Origin of the sequence: Polyangium sorediatum, from assembly GCF_029946465.1 — a bacterium.
In the GTDB taxonomy this organism is placed as follows: Bacteria; Myxococcota_A; Polyangia; order Polyangiales; family Polyangiaceae; genus Polyangium; species Polyangium fumosum.
Genome location: NZ_JARZHI010000004.1, coordinates 172,473 through 195,370, shown reverse-complemented (window position 1 = coordinate 195,370; position 22,898 = coordinate 172,473). Strand labels below are relative to the sequence as shown.

The 22,898-nt window shown below is 69.2% G+C and carries 20 protein-coding genes; 8 read left to right on the top strand and 12 right to left on the bottom strand.

Features of this window, described 5'->3' with window-relative positions; genetic code table 11:
* Positions 1 to 61 precede the first annotated feature (61 nt).
* Both QHF89_RS06930 and QHF89_RS06925 read left to right on the top strand, forming a co-directional pair.
* A complete protein-coding gene (locus QHF89_RS06930; RefSeq protein WP_136965860.1) occupies positions 62 to 1,078 on the top strand; it encodes an ATP-grasp domain-containing protein in 1,017 nt (338 codons plus the stop codon).
* Positions 1,075 to 1,833: an enoyl-CoA hydratase/isomerase family protein gene (locus QHF89_RS06925; protein WP_136965861.1), complete on the top strand. Its 759-nt coding sequence runs from the start codon at positions 1,075 to 1,077 to the stop codon at positions 1,831 to 1,833. Before QHF89_RS06930 ends, QHF89_RS06925 begins: the two co-directional genes overlap by 4 nt.
* A gap of 3 nt (positions 1,834 to 1,836) precedes the next feature.
* On the opposite strand, the gene QHF89_RS06920 is transcribed toward QHF89_RS06925, so the two are convergent.
* Complete coding sequence (locus tag QHF89_RS06920) at positions 1,837 to 3,615, bottom strand: WD40 repeat domain-containing protein (protein WP_136965862.1); 1,779 nt, start codon at positions 3,613 to 3,615, stop codon at positions 1,837 to 1,839.
* A gap of 219 nt (positions 3,616 to 3,834) precedes the next feature.
* Here QHF89_RS06920 and QHF89_RS06915 point away from each other — a divergent pair, with 219 nt between their 5' ends.
* Complete coding sequence (locus tag QHF89_RS06915) at positions 3,835 to 4,977, top strand: PAS domain-containing protein (protein ID WP_284720174.1); 1,143 nt, start codon at positions 3,835 to 3,837, stop codon at positions 4,975 to 4,977.
* Between the two features lie 489 nt (positions 4,978 to 5,466).
* Here QHF89_RS06915 and QHF89_RS06910 read toward each other — a convergent pair whose 3' ends face one another.
* The 3 genes from QHF89_RS06910 to QHF89_RS06900 all read right to left on the bottom strand — a co-directional run bounded on the left by QHF89_RS06910 (position 5,467) and on the right by QHF89_RS06900 (position 7,173).
* Complete coding sequence (locus tag QHF89_RS06910; protein ID WP_136965864.1) at positions 5,467 to 5,865, bottom strand: hypothetical protein; 399 nt, start codon at positions 5,863 to 5,865, stop codon at positions 5,467 to 5,469.
* Positions 5,866 to 5,935: 70 nt separating this feature from the next.
* Positions 5,936 to 6,400: an SUKH-3 domain-containing protein gene (locus QHF89_RS06905; RefSeq protein WP_284720173.1), complete on the bottom strand. Its 465-nt coding sequence runs from the start codon at positions 6,398 to 6,400 to the stop codon at positions 5,936 to 5,938.
* Between the two features lie 20 nt (positions 6,401 to 6,420).
* Complete coding sequence (locus QHF89_RS06900) at positions 6,421 to 7,173, bottom strand: hypothetical protein (protein WP_136965866.1); 753 nt, start codon at positions 7,171 to 7,173, stop codon at positions 6,421 to 6,423.
* Between the two features lie 106 nt (positions 7,174 to 7,279).
* Between QHF89_RS06900 and QHF89_RS06895 the strand changes: the two genes are divergently transcribed.
* Complete coding sequence (locus tag QHF89_RS06895; protein ID WP_136965867.1) at positions 7,280 to 7,996, top strand: hypothetical protein; 717 nt, start codon at positions 7,280 to 7,282, stop codon at positions 7,994 to 7,996.
* Entirely contained in the window at positions 7,993 to 8,466 is a 474-nt protein-coding gene (locus QHF89_RS06890; protein ID WP_136965868.1) for a DUF6968 family protein, read from the top strand. Before QHF89_RS06895 ends, QHF89_RS06890 begins: the two co-directional genes overlap by 4 nt.
* Position 8,467: 1 nt before the next feature.
* On the opposite strand, the gene QHF89_RS06885 is transcribed toward QHF89_RS06890, so the two are convergent.
* The 3 genes from QHF89_RS06885 to QHF89_RS06875 form a co-directional block, all read right to left on the bottom strand.
* The gene (locus QHF89_RS06885) at positions 8,468 to 9,499 is read right to left on the bottom strand and encodes an SDR family NAD(P)-dependent oxidoreductase (protein WP_284720172.1); all 1,032 of its coding nucleotides are present in this window, start codon (positions 9,497 to 9,499) and stop codon (positions 8,468 to 8,470) included.
* Positions 9,500 to 9,577: 78 nt separating this feature from the next.
* Positions 9,578 to 11,104, bottom strand: a complete 1,527-nt coding sequence (locus tag QHF89_RS06880) for a cyclic nucleotide-binding domain-containing protein (RefSeq protein WP_284720210.1) — start codon at positions 11,102 to 11,104, stop codon at positions 9,578 to 9,580.
* A gap of 33 nt (positions 11,105 to 11,137) precedes the next feature.
* The gene (locus tag QHF89_RS06875; RefSeq protein ID WP_136965870.1) at positions 11,138 to 11,647 is read right to left on the bottom strand and encodes a hypothetical protein; all 510 of its coding nucleotides are present in this window, start codon (positions 11,645 to 11,647) and stop codon (positions 11,138 to 11,140) included.
* Positions 11,648 to 11,730: 83 nt separating this feature from the next.
* Between QHF89_RS06875 and QHF89_RS06870 the strand changes: the two genes are divergently transcribed.
* Both QHF89_RS06870 and QHF89_RS06865 read left to right on the top strand, forming a co-directional pair.
* Positions 11,731 to 12,249 carry a hypothetical protein gene (locus tag QHF89_RS06870; protein ID WP_136965871.1) on the top strand — a complete coding sequence of 173 codons (519 nt, stop codon included), beginning with the start codon at positions 11,731 to 11,733 and terminating at the stop codon, positions 12,247 to 12,249.
* A gap of 32 nt (positions 12,250 to 12,281) precedes the next feature.
* Positions 12,282 to 14,624 carry an ankyrin repeat domain-containing protein gene (locus tag QHF89_RS06865; protein WP_136965872.1) on the top strand — a complete coding sequence of 781 codons (2,343 nt, stop codon included), beginning with the start codon at positions 12,282 to 12,284 and terminating at the stop codon, positions 14,622 to 14,624.
* Here the strand turns inward: QHF89_RS06865 and QHF89_RS06860 are convergent.
* From QHF89_RS06860 to QHF89_RS06850, 3 genes are all read right to left on the bottom strand, one after another.
* Positions 14,583 to 16,859, bottom strand: a complete 2,277-nt coding sequence (locus tag QHF89_RS06860; protein WP_136965873.1) for an ATP-binding domain-containing protein — start codon at positions 16,857 to 16,859, stop codon at positions 14,583 to 14,585. The two genes, QHF89_RS06865 and QHF89_RS06860, sit on opposite strands and share 42 nt — an antisense overlap.
* A gap of 130 nt (positions 16,860 to 16,989) precedes the next feature.
* A complete protein-coding gene (locus QHF89_RS06855) occupies positions 16,990 to 18,297 on the bottom strand; it encodes a monooxygenase (RefSeq protein WP_136965874.1) in 1,308 nt (435 codons plus the stop codon).
* A gap of 11 nt (positions 18,298 to 18,308) precedes the next feature.
* A complete protein-coding gene (locus QHF89_RS06850) occupies positions 18,309 to 18,941 on the bottom strand; it encodes a TetR/AcrR family transcriptional regulator (RefSeq protein WP_284720171.1) in 633 nt (210 codons plus the stop codon).
* An 84-nt stretch (positions 18,942 to 19,025) separates the two neighbouring features.
* Between QHF89_RS06850 and QHF89_RS06845 the strand changes: the two genes are divergently transcribed.
* The gene (locus QHF89_RS06845) at positions 19,026 to 19,805 is read left to right on the top strand and encodes an enoyl-CoA hydratase/isomerase family protein (RefSeq protein ID WP_136965876.1); all 780 of its coding nucleotides are present in this window, start codon (positions 19,026 to 19,028) and stop codon (positions 19,803 to 19,805) included.
* 9 nt (positions 19,806 to 19,814) lie between these two features.
* Here QHF89_RS06845 and QHF89_RS06840 read toward each other — a convergent pair whose 3' ends face one another.
* Both QHF89_RS06840 and QHF89_RS06835 read right to left on the bottom strand, forming a co-directional pair.
* Positions 19,815 to 21,029, bottom strand: a complete 1,215-nt coding sequence (locus tag QHF89_RS06840; RefSeq protein ID WP_136965877.1) for a PAS domain-containing protein — start codon at positions 21,027 to 21,029, stop codon at positions 19,815 to 19,817.
* Positions 21,030 to 21,120: 91 nt separating this feature from the next.
* Positions 21,121 to 22,857 carry an aldehyde dehydrogenase family protein gene (locus QHF89_RS06835; protein ID WP_136965878.1) on the bottom strand — a complete coding sequence of 579 codons (1,737 nt, stop codon included), beginning with the start codon at positions 22,855 to 22,857 and terminating at the stop codon, positions 21,121 to 21,123.
* Positions 22,858 to 22,898 lie beyond the last annotated feature (41 nt).

Here is a 22,898-nt window from a genome sequence, read left to right as displayed (position 1 = left end):
GGCGAAGCCGAGGGAACCGCGCGCCCCCGCTCCCAAGCTCTGCTAGCCTCGGTCCCCCCGGATGCGGTTCCTCCTCCTCTCGCGTAACCAGAACCTCTACTCGACCAGCCGGATCGTCCTGGCCGCCCGCGCGCGTGGCCACGAAATCACGGTCATCGACCCGCTCGACCTGCAGATCGTCGTCTCCAAGGGCCGGTCGAGCCTGCTCCACGAGGGCAACCCCGTGCCTCGGTTCGACCTCGTGATCCCCCGCATCGGCGCGAGCATCACGAACTACGGCCTCGCCGTGGTGCGCCAGTTCGACCTGATGGGCGTGCCCGTGCTGAACAGCGCGGTCTCCATCGCCCGGAGCCGCGACAAGCTACGCGCCTTGCAGCTCCTGAACCGCAAGAACATCGACGTCCCCGCGACGATCTGCGCGCGGAGCCCCGCCGGCGTCGACTCGGCGCTCGCCCTCGTCGGCTGTCCCGCCATCGTCAAGCTCCAGCAAGGCACGCAGGGCATCGGCACGATGATCGCCGAGACCCCCCAGGCCGTGCACTCGCTCCTGGAGACGCTCTGGGCCATGGGCCAGGACATCGTCCTGCAAGAGTACGTCCGCGAGTCGAAGGGCCGCGACATCCGCATCCTCGTGGTCGGCGGCCGCGTGATCGCCTCGATGCGCAGGGTCGCCAAGCCCGGCGAATTCCGCTCGAACCTGCACCGCGGCGGCAAGGGCGACAAGGTCAAGCTCCTGCCCGCCTACCGCAACGCGGCCATCCGCGCGGTCAAGGTGATGGGCCTCGAGGTCGCCGGCGTCGACATGCTCGAATCGAAGAAAAAGCCGAAGATCCTCGAGATCAACAGCTCCCCCGGGCTCGAAGGCATCGAGCGCGCGAGCGGCATCGACGTGGCCTCGGCCATCATCGAGCACGCCGAGAAGTACGCCCTGACGCACGGGCGCATCTCGCAACGCGAGGTCGATCTGCGCATCACGAACGTGATCCACGACGAGCGTATGGCGCCCCGGCGCGTGCCTCCCCTCCCCTCCCGCATGAACGGCCGTCTCAATGGCCGGGCCCGCGGAGCGCCGTCTTGAGCCTGCGGATCGAGCCCGCGGAGGGCGCGCTCGTCCTCACGATCGACCGACCGAAGACCCGCAACGCCCTCGACCGAGACCTCACCCGCCGCATCGCCGAGGCCGTCCGCGCGGCCGAGGCCGACCCCGCGGTCCGCGGCATCGTGCTCACCGCGACGGGCGAAGAGACGTTCGTTTCGGGCGGGGATCTCCACGAGATCGGCCGCGCCGTGCGGGAGCAGGCGGGCCCGTCCGTGGTGCTCGACATGTACGACGACCTCGTGGTCCTGGAGACGAGCGCGCTGCCCGTCGTGGCCGCGGTGCAGGGCAACGTCTACGGCGGCGGCTGCGAGCTCTTGCTCCTCTGCGACATGGTGATCCTCGAGGCCCACGCCTCGCTCGCGTTCCGGCACGCCCGCATGGGCCTCTCGCCGGCCTGGGGCGGGCTCACGCGGCTCGTCGAGCGCGTGGGGCCCATCGAGGCGCCGCGGCTCATGTTCTCGGCCGAGAAGGTCGGCGCCGAGGAGGCCGCGCGTATCGGGCTCGTGAACGAGGTCGTGCCGAAGGGAACATCCCGCGAGCGGGCGCTCGAGCGCATCGGGCGGATCGCCGGCGGCGCCCGTGACGTGGTCGCGGCGCAGAAACGCGCGCTCACGGCGGTCCGCGCGGCGATGCGCGGCGACGCGATCGAGCGCGAGCGGGCGACCTTCGCCGAGGTCTGGGGCGGCCCCGTGCATCAAGCCGCGCTCGACGCGTTCTTCAAGCGCCGCGGGTAGGTTCTACGGGACGTACTCGAACCCGTGGCCGCGGCGGCCGATGCGCCAGCGCTTCGAGGCCGCGTCCCAGTCGAAGGACGACACGGGCCCGCTGCCCGCGGCCGTGCCGACTTTGCGAGCGCCGCGTGGGCTCGCCGTGATCTCGTAGACGTCGCCGCCGGGGAGCATGCACCCGTGCGTCCCGCCGTCGCGCCGGGCGTACTTCTCGCCGAACGAGGCGTCCGCGGGCGTGTCGATCGGCGCCTCCAGCGCGCCGCCGGGCCCGAGGTACACGAGCCGGAGCTTGTTGTCCTTCGAGGTCACGATCGCGCGTGTTCCGTTGTCGAACGGCAGCATCGCGCGCATCCCGAGGCCCGGAAGCTCCCCGAGGATCACCGTCTCCACGTCCGCGGCGGGCGCGCCGTGGGCCACGCGGTGGACCACGCAGACGCCCGTGTCGCAGAGGACGTACACCGTGTCGGCGTCGAGCGCGCTCCCCGAAAGCGTGGAGGGCGCGGCGTAATCGGACGAGCGCAGCGCCTCGCCCGTGCGCGGCCCCCAGCGGTAGAGCGTGCCTTGCGGCACGACCAGCACGTCGCCCGAGGGCAGGAGCGCGATGCGAATCTTGAACGAGCCCACGCTGCCCATGAGCGGCCCGAACTGCGGCCCGAGCCGCCCGTCGAGGGCCACGGCGCGCACCCGGAGGTCATCGACGGCCACGTAGGCCGCGCGGTCCACCGCGGTAAGCCCCGCGCAACAGGCGATCTCCACGACGTTGCCGCCGAGCTCGATGGGCGCACGGATCGAAGGGGCTCCGCGCAGATCGTCGACCCGCCAGAGCATGTTGTCGTCCCCGCCGCCGATCAGCGTCTTCGTGACCGGATCGTAGGCGACGGCTTGTTGATCGCGCATCGTGAAGAAGGGCCGGTTCGTGGACCGCCAGCGCTCCACGAGCGGCTCCGAGCCGAACACCTTGCGGCCCTTCAAGACGTCGACGATCGCGAACTCGTCGTCGTCGCTCGCATACGCGACCTCCCCGGGCCGATCCGGCAGGGGGAAGACGTCGTTCACGTCCTCGTCCGTGTCGAACACGTGGGTCTTGCCCGTGGCCACGTCGAGGAGCGTCACCGTGTCGCTCTCCGAGCCGAACGCGACGTGCTTGCCATCCGCGGAGAACCGCATGCGCACCGGCACGTCGACCGTCGCCGCCGTGCGCTGCTTGAGGCTCGGGTACTCGACGACCCGCACGCGGCCGCCGGAGAGCGTATAGGCGAACCGCGCGCCGTCCGGGGCCGCGGCGACATCCAGCACGGGCCCGGGGACGAGGCGCGAGCGCTTCGCCAGCGTGTTCGTATCGTGTTGCCAGAGGCCCGTGGCGCCGGCGACGACGAAGGAAGACCCGTCCCCGATCGGCGCTGCGGCCGTGGCCGCATGCGGCACGAAGCGCGTCTTGCCGCTCGCCTGCTTCTGCAGCGCCCCACGAATGGGCAGCCTGCTGTCGAGGCTCAGGCTCGGCTCCTTCGCGCTCCCGTGGACGGGCTGACGTTCGGCCTGCGCGCCCTCGGGCGCGAGCGGCGCGCTCGGCTCGCCCGCCTCGGCCTCGGCCTCGGATGCGCCCGCTCCGCCGCCCACGCCGAGCGAGGGCCCCGTCGTGGGCGGCGACGATCCCGGCCCCGGCAGCCCCTTCATCAGCGACGAGCACAGGCCCATCGGGCAGCCGCAGCACCCCGATGCGCCGAGCACGAGGGGAAACAGGATCCCGGCCGCGACACGCGCGAGCAGACCGAGGGCTTGGGTGCGCACCCGGACATGAGAGCGAAAGGGCGGGCGCATGGCAAGCGAGGCCGCGGCGAGCCCCCGGCGAAGCGCGGAGACCCTCCACGAAATCGAAAGGACGCGACCCGCAGCACCGCCATGCAAACGGCGCATTGGCTGTCATGAACCTGACAGGAACGAATTCTAAATTGCAGGATTGCAATGTTGCGGCGTACGGTGGTAACAGGATGGCAAGCAGGACAACTCATGCTCCAATCGTTCCTCGACGCATGCCCGGGTATCTATTTCGTGACGAGCCCCGAGGGCGTCATTACAATGGCGAACCGGGAGGCCGCGCGCTTCTTCGGCCAGGAGGGCGTGGAGGGGCGCTCGCTCTTGGAGGCTGTGCATCCCGAGGATCGGGGCGCCTTCCAGGCGTCATGGGCGCGTCTGCCGGAGGACGGCGAGGCGCTGCGCGCCGTGAGCAGGCTCCGGGGGGCGGACGGGCACGACCAGGCATTCTCCTGGAGCGCGCGCCGGGTGAGCGATGGCCCCGCAATCCACGCTGTGCTCCTCCCCGCCGCGCCCGCGCCTGCCGTGCCGCCGAGCGAAAGGGATCCGGAGCGGATCCTGCGCATGTTGCTCGACAACCTGGAGATCGCGGTGACCGTCGTGGATCGGAACGGTTATGTCACCTTGAATGACGGCAAGAGCCTGATCACGAGCGGCCTCGGCCCCAACTTCAACCTCGGCAAGCACCTCCCCGAGGCGTACGCGCATGACGCCGTGATCCTGGAGAACGTCGAGCGCGCCCTTCGCGGCGAGGACCGTCACTACATCGTCGAAGCGCACGGCGTCCTCTGGGAGAACTGGTTTTCCCCGGTCAAGAACGCGGACGGCGAGGTCGTCGGCGCCATCTGTTTGTCGTTCGACAAGAGCGACTCGAAGCGCGCCACGCAGGAGCTGCAAAACCGGATCAACCTGATCGAGCGGCAGCAGGAGGTCATCCGCAACCTGGAGACGCCGATCATCGAGGTATGGGACCGCGTGGTGACGCTCCCCATGGTGGGCGTCGTCGACAGCGCCCGCGCGGCGCGGGTGATGGACGACCTGCTCACGGCGGTCTCCAAGCAAAGCGCTCGGTATGCGATCCTGGACCTCACCGGCGTCGAAATCGTGGACACGGCGACGGCGGCCCACATCCTCTCGCTGATATCGGCCATTCGCCTGCTCGGCGCCGAGGGCATCATCACGGGCATCCGGCCGACCGTCGCGCAGACGGTGGTGAGCCTGGGGCTCGACCTGTCGCGGGTGATCACGTGCGCGAATCTGCGCGAGGGGCTGAGGCTTTGCATTCGGCGGATGCACGCGCAGGCGACGGCGGATGCGAGTATGGGGGCGCTGGTCTGAATCGGCTCAGGTGAGCGAGGCAGGAGGGGGTCGGGGGCCGCTGCTCGTTTCGCGTCTGCACCCGCCCTGGGCCTGCGCGAGCGCTCCTGCCTCGGTCCGGAGGACCCCCCTCGGGGTGGCTTCGCGCTCGGTGCTTCCCTCGTGGAGCCTGGGAGGGGGTGCATGCACGCAGTCTGTTTCGTGGGGAGGACCTGCTTCAGGGTGGGGAGACGTCATGCAGGGGGGGACGGGCGCCTGCGCCTGGGTAGCTCGGCTCTCCGATCGCGGAGGCAGGAGGCACCCCCGGGGTCGTCATGGGCTGTCGATGGAACGAGGGCCGGCAGGCCCTGGTTGGTGTCGGGGCGGAGGATCCAAAAGGAAACTCCGACGCGGGGCCTCGGGATTGTGAGGGGGAAGGAGAGAGGACCCTGTCCGGGGTGGGCGGTTCGTTTCGGGAGAGGGGGGAGGGGCATTGAATGAGGCATCCCAACGACATCTCCGGCATCAATGTCACACACGCAGCACTGACATTATTTCTGCACAGAGCGGCTCTGGGTCCTCCACCGCCATCAGCGATTCGTATATCGACTCGTGCAGGCTGCCGGATTGTGAGGGCGCCAGGAGGTAGAGGAGTGCCGCCAGGGCGCGCGCCTGGGAGAACCAGGCCAGCGACGCCTCCGTCCGACCGTCCAAGTCGGCCTCGGCATGCAGGTCGTTGGAGTCGAGCGCCTCCACCCGCTGCCTGAGACGCATGATCAGCACCTGATCCGCCTGCTTCTCATCGCGGAGACAAGCGCGCGCGGCATCCACATCAGCGTCGCTTATGCCGACGGTAGCAAGAGATCCCTCAGACGCGCGCAACGCCGCAGATCTCTGCTGCTCGGGCGAGGCGCTGCGATAGGCGGCCATCAGCAAGGGATGACTTGATTCGAGTCGAGTGAGGCTCATCGGATGTCGGTCACCGCGCAGAGGGGACACATTATGTCGCGACGATCTCCCTCGGCAAGCGCCCGACCAAGATGGAGTCCAGCGCGCTATAGATATTGGCCCCAGCCAGTTGAATCCTGTCGCCGAGAAGATAGACCCGGCCTATGTCATCGATGGCGAGAAACACCACACCATGGTACGCCTCGCCCAATGGAAAGAGATCACTCCCAACCGGCTCCCGGAAGTCGCCGAACCGGTCTTCTTCGCCGCTCGCAAGCTCCGGGTCCAAGTTGAAGCCTCCGCGGGCGCACTCGAGACCGGGCCCTTTGCAGTCCACACGAAGACCGCCAAACTCCTCCAGAACTTTTTCGGCCGCCATCGACATGCGAAACCCGTTGGGGGTTTCCAGCGTTTGCCGCCACCGCGCAACACGCCGCGTATCCCGGCGACCTCGGAACCATCCGGCGCCCCGCAGTCGGGCTTCGGTTTGGGCAGACCATGCCGGAGACTCGGACATCTTGCCCCGATTCCCGCCGCTCAATTCCGAATCGCGCCGGACGCCGTACCCGCGGGCGCCTCCGGGCCATCCGCCTTGTCCTTGGCGGGCTTCGTGCTCTCCCATTCGCGGATGGGCCGGAGCAAGGCGTCGGCGCGCGCCGCCGTCTCGGGCTTGCCGCGCTTGACCGTGCCGGCCACCTGGATGACGTAGGCGCGAAGCGAATCGAGCAGCGTGTCCTTGCTGTCGCGCACCTCCGGCGCCTCCTCCGGGACCTCGGTCGTCCCGATGACGGCTCCATACACGGCCTGCATCTGCTCGAGCAGCTTGAGGACGGGCGTCGCGCCGATGGCGTCGATACGTGCGCCGAGCCCCTCGCGGTCAATCGTCGAAAGCTTGGTCTCGATCGCCGCCCACTCCTCCTTGACCTTCAGGTTCACGAACTTCCGGCCATCGGGGAAGACACGAGCCATGAGGACCTGCGCATCCTGCCCCTCCGGCAGGAACTCCGCGAGCGAGGCCCACGCCGAGCAGATGTCGTGGAAGGCGCCGCCGACCTTGTCCACGCGGCGATCGGCCTCTTTGACCGTGACAAGGCCGACGGGCGTCTTTGCGACAGCCTGCTGGAGGACGATACGATCCGCGACGATTTGAATGACGGCCTCCGTCACGCTCGCAGGGAGATCGTTGTACTTGGAGGCGGCCGACTCGACGGCGCTCGCAAGAGCGATGGCGCCATTCGAATCCACGCGGGGGAGCTGGACGAGATCAACAGGGGTGAAGGTACGGGACATAGGTGCGGCACCGTACGTGCTTCAGGGGACCATGTCCAGCCCGTCGGACGTGAGGGCAGACACACGCCACGTTGACAGGATCCGGAATGTCTGATCGCCTTGGGCGGTGACGTATCCACGCCTACGTAAGCCCCTCTCGTTCGGGGTCCTCGGTTGCGCGACGGCGGCGCTCGTGCCCCTCGGTTGCCCGGCCAAGATCCTCCATCCCGCGCAGCCGGACGACCGCCCGCGTGTCCCCGATGCCACCGCAGAGCGCTTGCGCGAATGCGTGGAGGAGTACGGTGGCGACCTTCCCCGGGGGTACTACACGTTCGACTACACGGTGAAGGTCGATGAAGAGGGCGGCGTGGTCGATGTGGCGTCGAAGGGCGTGCCCCACGCGGATCTCGCGGGGTGTACGCGGATCGCGCTGCGCGGCATGACTGTCCCGGAGGAGCTGCTCGGGCTTCGCAAGCTGCGCCTGTCGGCGTCGCCCGCGCCTGCGAACGGGCAGACGCTGGCCGAGCGTGGCCTCGTCGGGCACCCCGGGGTGCTCGTGGCCGTGGCGGTCGCCCTCGCCGACCTCATCATCGAGGCGGCCCCCATCGTCGTCGTGATCGCCGCGTCGGTGGAGATCGGGAAGGGGGATATCGCGGAGGCGGCTCGGAAGCGGCCCAAGCCGAACTTGAACCGATGCCTCGACGCCGCCGCGGGGGGCGGTGCGCTTTGGGAGGATTTGTGCAATGCCTTCACCAATACCGGGGACCGTAAGGGATGTTGGAGCAAAGCGGAGGTGAGCGAACAAGAGAAGCGCAACTGGTGCTTTAATAGGTTCGGAAAATGACCATGTCCAAGCCTCGCAAGACCACCTCGAAAACCAAACGAACGCGCTGGATTGCCGAGCGCCGCCTCGAGCGACGTGATGCCGTCGGGGGCATCGTCGTGGTCCGCATCGGTTCTCCTGAATTACCCCCTGGCGACGACGTGTGGAGATGCCCCTTCGTCATCCTGGGGTTGGGTGATGACTCGATTCGATTTGGAAAAAGCATTGATTCGATGGCGGCGCTCCAAAATGCCTTGAGGGGCATTCGCAGCAAGCTCGTGCAGAGTGGTATTCCGCTTCGATGGGAGGGACTTGACGAAGATGACACTGGTTTTTCCATGGAGGCGGACAGAGGCTATGGACTCGCGTTTCAACAACGCATTGAACAAATGATCCTCGATGAAGAAGAGAAGCTCGTCCGTCCCCTTCGCGAACGCCACGAGCGTCGCGAGGCTCACCGCAAGGTGCGGGCGAAGCCGCGAACGGAATGACTCAGACTGGCGGCTCCTCGTTGTTCTCCCGCGCCGCGCGGTCCCCGAGCTCCAGCAGGCGCGACCCGGGCAACGTCGAATTGATCTCGCGGCCCCTCCACCGCTCCACGCTATGGCCCGGCGGCGGCAACAGACGCGCGAGCGCCGTGGCCATCAGCCCGAACAGCCGCGGCGCGAGGCCGTGCAACACCGGCAAGATCCTCCCCACGAGCCCGAGGTGCACCTCCCGTTGCCCTTCCCGTGCCGCGCGCACGATGCGCTCGGCCGCGACACGCGCGTCAATCGAGAGCAACGGCAGCGACGAGAGCACGCTGAACCAGGCGAACTCCTCCTTTTGCCGCCCGAGGAACTCCGCATTGTAGAACGAGCCCGTCCGCATCGGCCCCGGCACCACCGTCGTCACCTTCGTCCCGCGCGCGCGCAGCTCGGCCGCGATCGCCTCCGAAAAACCCACCATCGCGAATTTCGACGCCGTGTAGCCAAGCATGTGCGGCAGCGGCACGCGCCCGCCGACCGAGGTCACGTTCACGATCCGCGCGTCCGGCCCGAGGTGCGGGATCGCCGCGAACGTCATGTGCGCCGCGCTCCAGAAATTCGAGCGCATCGCCTCGTCGACTTTCGCCGTGTCCATCATGTCGAGCGGGGCCACCTGGATCACGCCCGCATTGTTCACGAGCACGTCGATCCGCCCGAACCGCGACACCACGCTCTCGACGAACGCGGCCGCTTCGGCTGGATTGCCGAGGTCGCGCGCCTCGCCGAGCACGTCCGCGCCATGCCGGCTGAGCAGCCGCGTCGCGCGCTCCACGGCCTCCGCGTCCCGCCCGCAGATCGCCAGCCGCGCCCCCTGCCGGACGAGCTCCTCGGCCATGAGCAGCCCGAGCCCGCGCGACCCGCCGGTCACGACCGCGACCTTGCCTTCGAGGCGAATGGCGCGCGCCCGCCGAGCGAGCCAGCCGATCGACAACCCCAGCACCGACAGCCCGGCCAGCGCGGACAACCGCGACATGCGCCCGTGTAGAAATCGCGCCACGGCTCCCTCCCTTGGCTTTCGAGGGGCAAACCGCGTACCACGACGAACGGGCGACCCGGCCCGGCCGCCCATGCAATGTTACAACTGGAAAAACTGCCGGATCTTGGCGAGCAGCGCCGAGCTCTTCGCTTCGGCCTCGGCCCGCGTGCTCCGGGAGGCGCGCGCGGAGAGGTTTTCCTCCAGGGCGATCTGCCGATCGACGAGCGAGCGTGTGATCTGCTCGACGAGGCGCGGATCCGCGGCGAGCACCTCCTGGAAGGCGCCTTTGTTCAGCTCGACGAGCTCACAGTCCGTCGTCGCTTTCACCGTGGCGGCGCGCTTCTCGCCCGTCATGAGCGACATTTCCCCAAAGAATTGCCCCGGGCCGAGCCTCGCCACTTCGGCGACGCTCCCGCCTTCGCCGCGGCCCACGATCACCGCGAGCTCGCCCTTCTGCACGATGAAGAGCTCGCTGCCCGTCTCGCCCTGACGAATGACGGCCTCGCCGGGCATGAAGTGGCGCGTGCGCGAGAGCCCCGCGAGCCGCTCCAGCGAGGGCTCGGGCAGCGGCGCGAGGAAATCGACCGCCTTGAGCACCGCCATCCGGCGCCCCGCGTCCTGCTTCGTCTCCTCCGCGCGCGACTCCGCCGTCACCGCGTGCATGTGCACCGTGCGCATGCCGTACGGAATGGTGATGCCCGCCCGCTTGAAGGTGTGCCAGATCCGGTGCCGCACCGTGGAGTCGATCCGGTCGCGCAGCGCGAAATCCTCGATGAAGTAATTGACGACGTACTCGATGCCGTTGTCGTTGAAGCCCCGCGTCTGCGCCGCGGGCGGCGGCTGCGAGAGAATGCCGGGGATCTCTTGAATCGCCTGGAGCAAGGCGTCCTCGACGACACGCGGCGAGGCATCGTAGGGCGCGTGCACCGTCACCGTGCGCCGCGCGATGTTCGTGGGCTTCGTGAAATTGCGGATCGTCGTCTTCGCGAGCACGCCGTTCGGGATGATGAGCTCGACCTGCTCCAGCGTGAGCACCGTCGTGGCGCGCCAGTTGATCTCGATCACCCGGCCGATGAGCCTCGCATCGGCGTCGAGCCCGATCCAGTCGCCGACCTCGAACGGCCTCTGCGCCTGGATCGCGAGCCCGGCGAAGAGGTTGCCCAGGGTCTCCTGCAGCGACAGACCGATCACGGCCGTGAGCAGCGCCGAGGTCGTGAGCAAGGAGCCGGGCTCGACGCCCACCTCCCGCAGCACGATCGCCAGCGCCCCGAGATAAACGAGCCCCTGGACGATGTCGCGGATGATCCGCGGCAAGGGCTTCGACAGGCGCGCGCGGACGACCCCGTCGACGACGAGCACGAAGAGCGCGCGGGCCAGCGAGAAGAGCAGGAAACACAGGCCGAGGACCTCGATCCCGCGCTCGATCTTCCCTTCCGGCAGAGGCAAACGGACGAGCACGGTGAGGACGTGCAACCCGAGCAACACGAGCGGCGTCCGCAGCGTGGCGCTTCGCTCGGCGCGCGGCAGGGCGAGCGCGCAGAGGAGGAGCACCGCTGCGCCGATGCCAATGCCAATCGCGCCCGTGCCGAGGGTATGGACGACGTGCTGGGAGAGGTCGGAGCTCACGTTCTGCAAGGAAAACCCGGTTTGGCGGCGCCCTCAGGGGCAGCCCTGGCCCGGCCCGTCGCAATCGTTGAAACAAGACTGGCAGACGAGGCAAATCGCGGTCTCGTTGTAGAGATCGAGCCCGTCGGGGAACGTCTCCAGGCACTTGTTGAAGCAGAGCTGGTCCTGGCAGCTCGGCAGGCAATTGAGCAGGCCCTCGCAGTCCGGCATCGCGAGGCACTTGCTCCACAGTCCGTTGCACGGGCCGTTCGTCGAGCACTCGACACAAACCCCGCAATCGCCCTGGTTGTCGCAGGCCATGGGGCCGCTCGAGACGCTGCTGCTCACGACGCTCGGGCCGCCGGGGCCCGGGCCTACGCTCGACACGCTGGGGCCGGGGCCCACACTCGAAGTGATGGATGCGGGGCCGTCGGACGAGGACTGGCCCGTCCCTCCGGCCCCGCCCGTCCCCTCGCTCGGCGCGTCCACGACGACCTTCGCGCCGCAACCCGCAGCGAGCCCGAACCCGAGGGCGACCATCGAAAGAGCGACGGCGTGCTTCATCGCGCGCAGCATACATCCACTCCGCCGGGAGCCAGCAGGATCTTTCTTCCCCTGGGCGCCGGTTCGAGGCATGAATGGGGGCGATGGGCGAGGCCCTCTCCCGCGTCCTGGATCCTGCTGCGCTCGACGCCTGCGACAAGCCACGCGGGCGGCACGTGATCGAGGTGCCGCGCGGCTGGGCCGGCGCCGTGGTCGAGGTCGTGATCCCCGCGCGCGTCACCTGCGCCCGCTGCGACGGCGGCGGCTGCGATGGATGTGGTCGGCGCGGAGGCCACCGCGTCCCGGGGGATCCGACAGCGCGCCTCGTGCGCGTGCGCCTGCCGAGCGAGATGGAGGGCGGCGTCGTGCTGCGGATCCTGCGGCCGTTTGGCGAGGAGGGCGTGGGCATCGCGCAGCTCCACCTCGAAGCGCGCGCGGGCGCCGCCGCGAGCGCGGGCGTCACGTGGTGCGAGGCGGCCGCGCCCGACGAGCCGCGCGCCGAGGGCGCAGAGCGCGCGGAGCCTCGTGTTCCCGTGCCGCGGCTCGGCGCCCGGAAGGCCGCGGCGTACGCGACGATCGCCGTCGCGCTCGCCGCGCTCGTCGCGTTCGTCGTCGGGCGCTGACATCCGTTCGCAGCAGCGTGTACGATGCCGGCATGTTGCTCGGCTTCGGCCTTCGCGCACGCGCGTACGCCGCGTGGCCCACGTTGGTTCTCGCCACGGGGCTCGTCGTCGCTTGCGACAAACCTGCGTCCGGCCCCACGCCCCCGGCCGCGTCCGCGTCGGCCTCCGCGCCCGCACCCGCGCCCATCGCCGCACCGCCGGAGCCTCGGCCGGGCGAATACGACGAGCCACGCCGCGTCCTCGCGCGCATTCAGGGCAACCTCGAACGCGTGGCCGATGGAAAGGAGCCCGTGAAATTGCCTCCCGGCGTGGAGGCGCATCCGTTCGATGCGCTCGCCGGGGCGTACAAGGCCGTGCTCGCGGGGGATCCGAGCGCGGCGGACCAACTCGCGGCGGTGGCCGAGGCGGCGCAATCGAAGCTCGACGCCCTCCTCGCTGCGGCCCGGCGCGAAGGCAACGAGGGCAAACCCAAGGACGGCGACACGGCTGATTACGTGCGCCGCGTCGGGGCGATCGCCAAGGCGAAAGCCGAGGGGCCCGAGGGGACGATGATCCGGCTCGTGGCCACGATGCGGCTCGTCGATGCCGCGCTCGTGCTCGCGAGCGCGGACGACTATCGGAACGTGGAGTACGACCTCTTCAAGCGGTCGGAGGGGTACGTCCTCCGCGAGACCGATCGGTACCGCGACGGCGATTGGCTGCGCCTGCCCTGCCGCACGATCCTCGGTCGGCGCGCCCTCGTCGAGGCGGCCGCGAAGCGCCTGGAAAAGGCCGCAGGCCCTGTCGTCGGCTGCCCCACGCCCCAAGGCCGGGAGCTCGATTTCGACCTGATGGAGCGTTTTGCGAAGGATCCGGCCACCGCTGTGGCGGACGTGCTCCCCAAGAAGGCCGAGCCACCGAAGGAAAAGCCCGCCGCCGCCGAGCCGACGGTGCCCCCCGAGCCCTGGGATCACGACACGGCGCTCGTGTTCATGGGAGAAAAACCCGACGCGGCGGAGAAATCGCTCGAAGCGGCGGCGAAGAAGAGCGTCGTGGGCAAGCTCGATCACGCGCTGTTCTTGCATGCGTTCCGGCCGCCCTCGGCAGCGCGTGACGCAAAGATCAAAAAGCTCCTCGGCGAGATCGAGAAGGCGAGCCGCGCGGCGGCGAAAAAACGCGACGACGAATTCATCCTGAAGGACGAATCGGTTGGCCTCCGCGCATACGACGGCACGGACGCGAGCCTGCTCGGGCTCCTCCGGGTGGCCTCGTCGACCGAGGCCGCGAATACGTCGCCGGCCTTTTATGCCATCCCTTGCGCCGTGCTCGTCGCGCGGCCAAAGCTCCTCGAAGCGACGACGCCGCTCTTTGGGGGCAACCGCGACAATTTCCTCCCGCGCTCGGGTTGTAGCTGGGGGCGCGGCTTCGTGCGGGGCTTCCCCGACCGGGAGCTCGATGCGTACACGAAGGCGAGCGTCGAGGCCGACGGCAATTTTTATCTCAACCACGGCGGCACGCTCCGCTTCGCGCTGGCGAGCGCGCTCAAGGAGAGAGAGGAGACGATGCGGGTCAACCCCAGAGCGCTCCTCGAGAAACCCGAGCCTGCCATGGCGCCCTACGAGACGTGGTCGTACATGACCCCCGAGAGTCGCGTCATCTTCGGTCGGCTCTCCCGCCTCGCCGAGGCCCTGGAGAAGAAGCTCGTCGCCCATTATCAGAGCCGTGGCCTCGACGAGAAGCAGGCGAAACATGTCGCGCACGTGGGCCTGTTCGAGGCCGTATGGGGCGCCTCGTGTGGGGACGCGCCGCCGCCCCGCTCCTTGCGCAAGCTCGTCACGGAGGGCGCGCCGGCTGCGGAGATCCGCGTGTTCATCCAGGCCGGCGAGCCCCAAAACGCCGCGCGCCTCGCGCCGTTCGAGACCTGCGCGAAGAGCACGGGCAAGGATCCGCTCGTGCACATGGCGGTGCTGAACCCCGCGGCGCTGCCGGTCCTGTGGGAAATCTCGGTCGAACCCGGCAAGAAGAGCGAGCTCGACCTCGTGGTCGATCCCAACGCGCCGAACGATTTCGGAAAAACCCCGCTCATGGCGGCGGCGCAGCAGGACCGCGTGGAATCAGCGCGCCTCCTGCTCCAGCGCGGCGCGGCCGTGGATCGGACGACGTTTCAGACGAGCGAGCCGAAGCTCGGGCACGACGCGCGCACCGCGCTCATGTACGCGGCCGCGCGCGGCTCGCTGCCGATGATCCGGCTCTTGCTCGACGCGGGCGCCGACAAATACGCGGCCGATACGAAGGGGCGGAGAGCCTTGCATTACCTGCTCGGCCACGGGCCGGTGCCGGCGAACAGCGTTCTTTCAGCGGTGGATCTCGCCGAGGCGACGAAGCTCCTCTTCTGAAGGCAGAATCGGCGAAGGCGCCCCCGGCGACACGATCCACACCCGCCGCATCGCGCGCGTCACGGCCACGTGGAGCGCCCGCCTATGCTCCGGTGCATCCGGCCAAAGCTTCGCGCTTGCGTCCGGGATGATCACGTAATCGAACTCGAGCCCCTTCACCTCGGCGACCTCGGTTACCTCAATCCCAGGCCCGAACGAAAAATCCCCATCCCGCACGAGGCGGCACGGCATGCCCCGCGTGACAGCCTCATGCACGGCCCGCGCCGAAGCCTCGTCGCGCGCAATCACCGCCACGGAGGCATACGGGTCCTCGGCCCGCAAATGCCGCAACGCCTCGCAAAGAACCGCCGCGGCGTGCCCCTCGCCGGCCGTGATCGTCCGCAGCACGTCCGCACCTTCCCGCGGCGCGCGCGGCACCTCCACGGGCGCGTCCGCGCCGAGGATCACGTGGGCAAACTCCACCACGGGCCGCGGCGATCGGTACGACGTCTCCAAAAACGCCGGCTCGCTCCGCACGGCGAGCGCCTCCATCACAGCCTCCCACGAGCGGAAATGGCCCGACCGATCAATCCGCTGCGCCGCGTCCCCGGCCACGGTCACGCTTCCCTCAGGGTCGAGCGCACGCCCAATCACGCGGAGCTCGATCGGCGCGAGCTCCTGGGCCTCGTCAAGCACGATGTGCGCATAACGTGACAGCGCCCCGGCCCGCGTCGCGCTCGCGCCCGTCCGGCGATGGAGCAATTCGAAGAGGAGCGCATAATCCTCCACGTCCACCGTGCCCGACGTCTCCTCGGGCGTGCCCGCGTCGAGCGTCCGCCCGTCGAGCGTGGCGAGCCTGTCCGCGTCCACGTGTGCATACGCCTCCTCGCTCGTCATCGCGAGCTGTTGCTTCGTATGCGCCGCGACTTGCTCCACGATCCCCGCGGGGAGATCGCCCTCCGACGCCTCAATCGCACGCGCGAGCAGCGCCCGATCCCCGACGAGCCGGCGGTGATCCCCCCGCACCCGCGCGAGTTTGTCCTGCTCCTCGGCCAGCGCCTCCCGGAGGAGCCGCCCCTTCTCGCCGGTCGTTTCTCGCGCCAACCCCGCCTCGATCACCCGCAGCCGGTCCCGCAGGAAGGGCTCGTCCCGCGCTTCGAGCGCCTTCCGGAGCGCGCCGCGGAAACCCAGCAGGCGGTCGAGCTTGCGCGCAATCGCGCGCGTGTCCTCGTCGATCAGCCGATCGATCGCCGCAAAAAGTGCCGGATGCCGCTTGAGGCGGCTCGCGGCGAAGGGCGGATCCGGCGGCTCATGGTGCGGCACCCACGAAAACACGCGGCGCGCCTCGGCTCGGATCCAGTCCTCGAACGTGCGGACGAAGACGCCCTCCACGGCGAGCCCTTCGAGGATCCGCTCGGACAACCGACGGAGCCCCGGCTCGGGAACGAGCACGAGCATACGTTTGGCCGGAAAGACCTCCGGGAACCGCCGGCGCAGCGCGGCCACGCGGTGCAGCGCCACCGTGGTTTTTCCCGACCCGGCCGAGCCGAGCACGAGCAGCGGCGCGCGTGGCTCCCGATCGACGAGGGCCTGCTGCTCAGCGTCGAGCGTGATGAAGGGATTGCGTGTCTCCGGCGTCCGCCGCGGCGACGTGGGATCCACGAGCCGCGGGGCCCATGCGCGTGGCTCGAAGCGCCACGTGTCCCCCTCGTGCAGCAGCACGCCGCCCGAGACGGTGATGCTCGCGAGCGCGCCGCCTTCGAACGTCAGGAGACGCCGCTCCTCAACGTGGCCCTCGATGACGCGGCCGTCCACCTCGATCTCGTACGCCTCGCCCTCCTCGCACGAGAAAAACACCCCGGCGATCGGCGATTTTCGCCATTCCACGATCGTGACGCCGCGCTTGCCGTCGAGCAGCGGCGCCGCGCCGAGCAACACGTCTCGGACGCGGCCTGCCACGCGGACGCGGAGATGCGCGAAATAAGGCGCCGCCGGATCTGGCAGCCTGTCCACGCGTGCCCGCGAAAGCCGTGCCTGCTCCTCGTGCATTTGCGCGAGCAGCGCCGGCTTGTCCTCCTCTCCAGCCGTGTTCCATTCGTCCCGGAGCGCGCGCAGGCCCTCCCCATCGGGCCTCGCGCCACGACGAGGGCCTCGCGCCTCTGCGAGAGCCTCGTGCGTCCGCGCGAGGAGCCGGAGCTCCTCGGCGACGATAGGCCCGGGTTCGCTGGAAAAGGGCCGTTCGCCCGTACCTTCCATGCTCCCTCCCGCCGGGTGACGAAAAGGTCACCGGCGAGGCGGAAACTACGGGCGAGGCCCCTTTCGAGCAAGACTTGAAAACGAGAATGTTTTTGCTAAGATGTATGGCGTTGGTGAGGGGGACGATTCGTCACTCGGTGACGTAGACGGTGCCGAGGCACATCTCGTCGTTCGTCCCTTCGCCCCAGTTGATGTCGTACATCTCGGGGTTGTCCCAGGTGCACTTCAGGTGGAGCTGATCGCCCGGCTCGAAGCGGGTGGGGGTCGTCAGGCGATAGCTCCCCTGCCAGTGGAAATTCCAGGACGGGATGTCGAGGAGGCATTCCTCCGCGCCGCCGCGCACGTGCTGGAGCGAGGTGCTCTTGCCGCGCGTGTGCATGTGCAGCCCGCCGCTGTAAATGGTCACGGGCGTGTTCGACGGCAGCGCGCCGCCCGTCATGAGGCTCAAGTACGTCGTCGGATCGGCCGTGACCTCGTGGACGACGTCGCTCGTGTGCGCGGGGATCGTCATCGTCTGCTGCGTGACCCAGGAGATCTTCGTGAACGGCATGATCGCGGCCTTCTTCTCCACGGTCTTGTCCGTGCGCACGAGGAGCTTCGTCTGATCCGGGACCGGCGCCGCCGACAACGTGTTGTAATGCATCTGGACGATGAGCTTCGAGCCCGGTGGAATCTCGATGCCCGTGCCCTCCGGATAATCGGCGCCGGTGCTGCCCGGCACCCACGCGCCGACCCAGCCCGCGGACGCAGGCCCGCCGCCGGGGCCGCCGTAGCAGGTCCAGCCGACGCCCGGCTCGGCGTCGTCGAGCGCCTGGAACTCCGCGAGCTTGTCCGGCTTCGCCACGAACGCGATGACGTGGTGGACGATCGGCCGCTCGCCCGGCTCGACGCCGAGGCCCGTGATGTACGTCGTCTCCTGCGCAGGCCAGTCGACGAAGAAACAATGGTAATCGTCCGGCGAGATCTTCGGCGTGTAGGCCTCGGGGATCGGCAATTCGAGATCGACGCGGGAGAGCGTCTCCGCGTTGTCCACCACCGCCACGGGCGCGTCCGCGGCGTTGCCCTCGGGCGCCCCGTCCGCGATCCAGCGCTTGATCGTGTCGATCTGCTCGTCCGAGAGCGACCGATCGCCGAGGTAATCGTTGCAATCGTTGTCCAAAGGCCAGGGCGGCATCGTTTTCGCCACGACGGCAGCCTCCACGGCCCCGCGCATCGCGTGCACCTCCTCGTACGTCGTGAGCGCGAACGGGCCAACCCCGCCCTCGGCGTGGCATTTGCCGCATTTCGTGTCGACGAGTGGCTTCACGTCGCGATGGTACGTCGGTCCTCCCGCCGCGGGCGTGCCCGGCCCGCCGCTGCTCCCTTCATTCGTGCAACCCGCCAAAACGCCGAGCCCCACGAGCACACACGCGATCCGGACGCCGTCGAAAGCAAGCATGTTCTCCTCCTTCACCGCGATTGATTCCGCGCCGCGCGCTCGAGCATTCCTTCGAGCTCGATCCGCACGGCGCAGGTGGCCTCGTCCACCGAGAGCTCCTGGTTTCTCCGGAGCTCCTCCCACATCAAAAAACTCGCCGCCGCCGCGAGCCCCCCGAGCAGCACGCCCCGCGCCTCCTCCGGCGTCGCCTCGATCTCGGGCTCGAACACCGCGCGAATGGCGGCCCGGTGCCTGCGCGCCGCCTCGCGGAGCTGCCCCGCGAGGAAGGCCGAGTCGTACGAGAACAGCACGGCCGCGCGGCGCACGGGCGCGACGTGCTCATGGAACCGACAAATCATCTCCGCGAGGGTCCGCGCCCGCTCCGCCGCCGTCCCCTCCCGCGGGAGCTGCGGCCAGATCGCCATGACCGTCTCCATCCGGCGCCGCGCCGCGCACGCGAGCAGGTCGTCGAGATCCGTGAAATGGTTGAAGATCGCCCGCCGCGACACCCCCGCGCGCTCGGCGACCCGCTCGGCCGATGGACGCACGACGCCCTCCGCGAGCAGCGCGAGCAGCGCCTCCACGATCGCCTCCCGCGTGCGCTCGGCCCGCGCGTGTCGCCCATCGGCCTGCGTCTGCGTGGCGGACTCCTTCGCGCGGGTCACGAGGACCACTCTACTTATCTGCACTCACGGTGCAAGTAGTTTTTTGCACGTCAAGTGCATGTTCTCTCGTGTTAGAGGCCTCGCATGCCTGACGTCCACCTCGAACGCGACGGCGCCGTCGCCACGCTCGTCCTCGACGATGTGCGCCGCAAAAACGCCATGAGCCCCGAGCTTGGAGACGCGCTCGCCGCGCGGGTCCGCGAGATCTCGCGCGACGCCTCCGTGCGCGCCGTCGTGCTCGCGGGCGCGGGGGACGCGTTCTCCGCGGGCGGCGACCTCGCCATGCTCGAACGCCTGCGCGCCGCGAGCTTCGCGGAGGCGCGGGCCTTCATGCTCGGGTTTTACCACCGGTATCTGTCGATCACGGAGCTCGACGTGCCCGTGGTCGCGGCCGTGCGCGGGCCGGCGATCGGCGCGGGCCTCTGCGTCGCGCTCGCCGCCGACCTCGTCGTCGTCGACGAAGACAGCCGGCTCGCGCTGAATTTCGCCTCCCTCGGCCTGCACCCGGGAATGGGCGCGACGTACCTCGTTCCACGCCGCGCAGGCGCCGAGCGCGCCGCCGAGCTCCTGCTCGCCGGCCGCCGCTTCACGGGGCGCGACGCCGCCGCCTGGGGCATGGCCCTCGAAGCGCTCCCCGGCGATCGCGTGCGCCCCCGCGCCGCCGAGCTCGCCGCGCAAATCGCGGAGTCGGCCCCGCTCGTGGTGCGCGCATTGAAGCGCTCCCTCGGCATCCATCGCGGCGCGCTCGCCGAGGCCCTCGACCGAGAGGCCTACGAGCAAGCCGTGAGTTACGCGAGCGAGGACCTCGGCGAAGGCCTCAAGGCCACGAGCGAGAAACGAAAGCCGGCCTTCTCCGGCCGCTGAATCCGCGATTCACGCGTTTCCCTCGGACCGTCCCCGCGGCCGCGCGGCCGCCTTCCGCGCCGGCACGCGCATGCAGGCGCGCAGCGCGGCGCGCAAATCCGGCCACGTACGCGCGCCGCCGAGGTCGGCCGAGAGCGAGACGAGCGCCTGCGCCACCTTCGGCTGAATGCCCGAGAGCGCGCCCTCGGCGCCGAGGAGCTGCACGGCCCGCAGGATACGCACGATGTGCTCGGCCACGGCCCCGTCGACGTCCTCCACCGCCGTCAGATCGATGATCACGTGCTGGCTCTGCGTCCGCACCACGGTATCGAGCAATCCCTGCATGATCCGCTCGGCGCGCTGATCGTCGAGCACGCCCACCACGGGGAGCGTGATCACGCCGTCCCATACCTCGATGATCGGCAACGAGAGGTGCTGGATCTGCTCCTTTTGCTCGGCGATGACGCGCAGCTTCTCCTCGACCTCCTGCTTCGCCGCCACCCGCGCCGTCACATCCGTGACGAACCCTTCGAGCGCGATGAGCGCCCCCGACGCGTCGAATACGCCGCGCCCCCGCTCCTCCACCCATCGCAGCTCGCCGGATCTCGGATAGAATCGATATTTCAGGCCATAAGGCAAACGCGCTGCGATTGCGGCCTGAATTTCGCCCCACACGCGCGCGGCGTCCTCCGGGTGCACGAGGTCGGCGACGGAGATGATGGCGCCCTCGCCCGCCATCTCCTCGGCCTTGTACCCGCAGATGAGCTCACAACCCGCGCTCACGAACTCCATGCTGTACCGCTCGTCGTTGCGACACCGGTAGACCATGCCCTGCAGGTTCCCGAGCAGCGTGCCGAGGAATCGCTCTCGTTCCCGCGCCTCGGCCTCCGCGCGCCAAAGTGCGGTCACGTCGTGCGCGACAATGCGGAAAAGCCGATGCTCGGCAAAGGAGACGCCGCGCCATTCGAGCCAACGCAGCTCGCTGTCGGGCCGAACGAGCGGGAGATCAAACGAAACGACGTCCCGTGTCGTCCCGCGCACGAGCGCCGCCGACGCCTCTGCGCGGGCGTCCGGCGCGAAGAGCGCGACGAGCCCCGCGGCTTGGAGTTCGTCCTCGCTCCGCCCCGCGACCTGGCAAAACGCCGGGTTCGCGCAGACGATCCCCCCATCGAAATCCACCTCGAGGCAAGGAGCGGACTGGAACCGGAAAAATCGCTCGGCACTGGGATCTCGATGCGTCGTCATACAAATGGAAAGCGGGTCCGAGATCCATCTCAACCGCGGGGTCGACCCAGGTCAAGACCAACCAGCGCGAAATCGTGCGCGAAGAAAAGCGTCAGCCGCGCAACGCTGCCATTGCGACAGCCGGGATACGCCCCCATCCAGGTCGGGCGTAATACCGAAGCAGCCGCTCCGCCGTGACGGCCATATTGCGGTGATCGTAGAAGAAGGGTGGCCGTGGAAACGTCTTCAGCGGTCCCCGGAGAACGGCCTTCTCGATACGCCCGAGCATGACGGTGTTGTGCACGAAGCCGATGCCGCTCTTCACGTCGGCGAGCGTCACGCTCGGATGACCCCCCCAGGGCGCCGTGACGGTCCCGTACACAAGCCCAGGCCAGTGATTCACGGCGACGGCGCCATAACGGAGCTCGTCGATGGCGCGCTCCAAGGCTGCCCCGACGACGGGATCTTCCTCCAGAATACTCGGACAAACGATCGACGCGGAGAGCGTGCCCCAAAGGGTGTCGTTGCAGAAACGCGTCGCGGCGGCGAGGAACTCGGCCGGATCCTGGGAGCCGACGGAGACCTCGCTGACGATGCCGCAGAAGGGCTCGGTCGAGAACAGCGGCTCGCGCGCGTCCGCCGCGTCGAGGTCGGTGATCATCGTCCAGGGAAGGGTCCCCGGGCTCGCCTCGCCGACGAGACGCACGCGCTCGTGCCCCTTCACGAGCGAAGCATGACGTTGCTCCGCGCCCGGATAATACGCCTTCCGCGGGCGAACCTCGCCGAGGGCCTGCTGGAGTTTGTCGAGGAACAGGTCCCGTTGCGCCCAGCCGCGGGCGAGGACGAGCATCTTCGCGGCGTTGCAGTTGAACGAGGCGTTGTTGACGATCTGCGTGGCGATGCTGCGCGCCTGGAACCAGAGCTCGTCCTCGGCGTAGAGGTAGGGCACGACGACGACGGGGCTCACGTTGCCGAGCTCCGAGGTGATGGGCTTCTTCAGGACGGGATCGTTCGCCGCGCGCCGGGTGTCCTGCTCCGCCCCGGGTTTGCCCCACACGATGATGTCGTGCGTGTGCTGCGAGCCCGTGATGTGCACGTGCGAGACCAGGCGATGCGACGCGAGGTAGCCGCCGACCTCCGGCCCGCCATGCACGATCCGGACGAACCCCCGCGAGACGAGCGGCGCGAGCATGTCCTCGAGGATCGGCCCGAGGTACGCGTTGACCGGGCTCGTCTTCAAGACGACGACGCGCCCCTCGTTGAAGAGCGTGTGCAGCGTATCCATCGGCCCGATGCTCGCGACGTTGCCCGCGCCGAGCACGAGCGAGACACCGCCCTCGGGGTCGGCTTGCCTGTAAAATGCGGCCTGCTCGGCGCGGACATCGGCGCGTCGGACGCCACGCTCGAGGTGCACGTCGCAGGTGAACCCCGAGAGCAGCGCGCCGTCCGCGCCGCGCATGGGGAAGACGCGGACCTTCGTGCGGCCGTCATCTTCGCGGACGGCGCGGAAGGGCAGGCGGGGCGCGCCGCGCGCGGCGATCTGGTCGAGGGCGTCGGCGAGGGCGGAGACGTTGCTCGCGATGGTGCAGGGGCCGGCGAGCCACTCCTCGCCGGCGATGGGGGCGGCGGGGTCGATGCCTTTTTCGAGGCAGCTCGCCTGAACCATTCGCAGGGCGGCGGCCTCGACGCGCGGCAGGACCTCCTCGCGCAGGAGCCGGGCCTTGTCCCGCGGGGGCAAACGCGCGAAGGCGCGGGCGTTATCCCCGAGCTCGGCGAGGGTGCGGTCGAGGTCGTTGGGGCTGGGCTCCACGCGGGAGATGGGGCGGTCTTCGGCGACGCTGACGGTCATGAGGGGCGGGAGGGTAGCCCAGGCGGCCGAGGGATTCGACA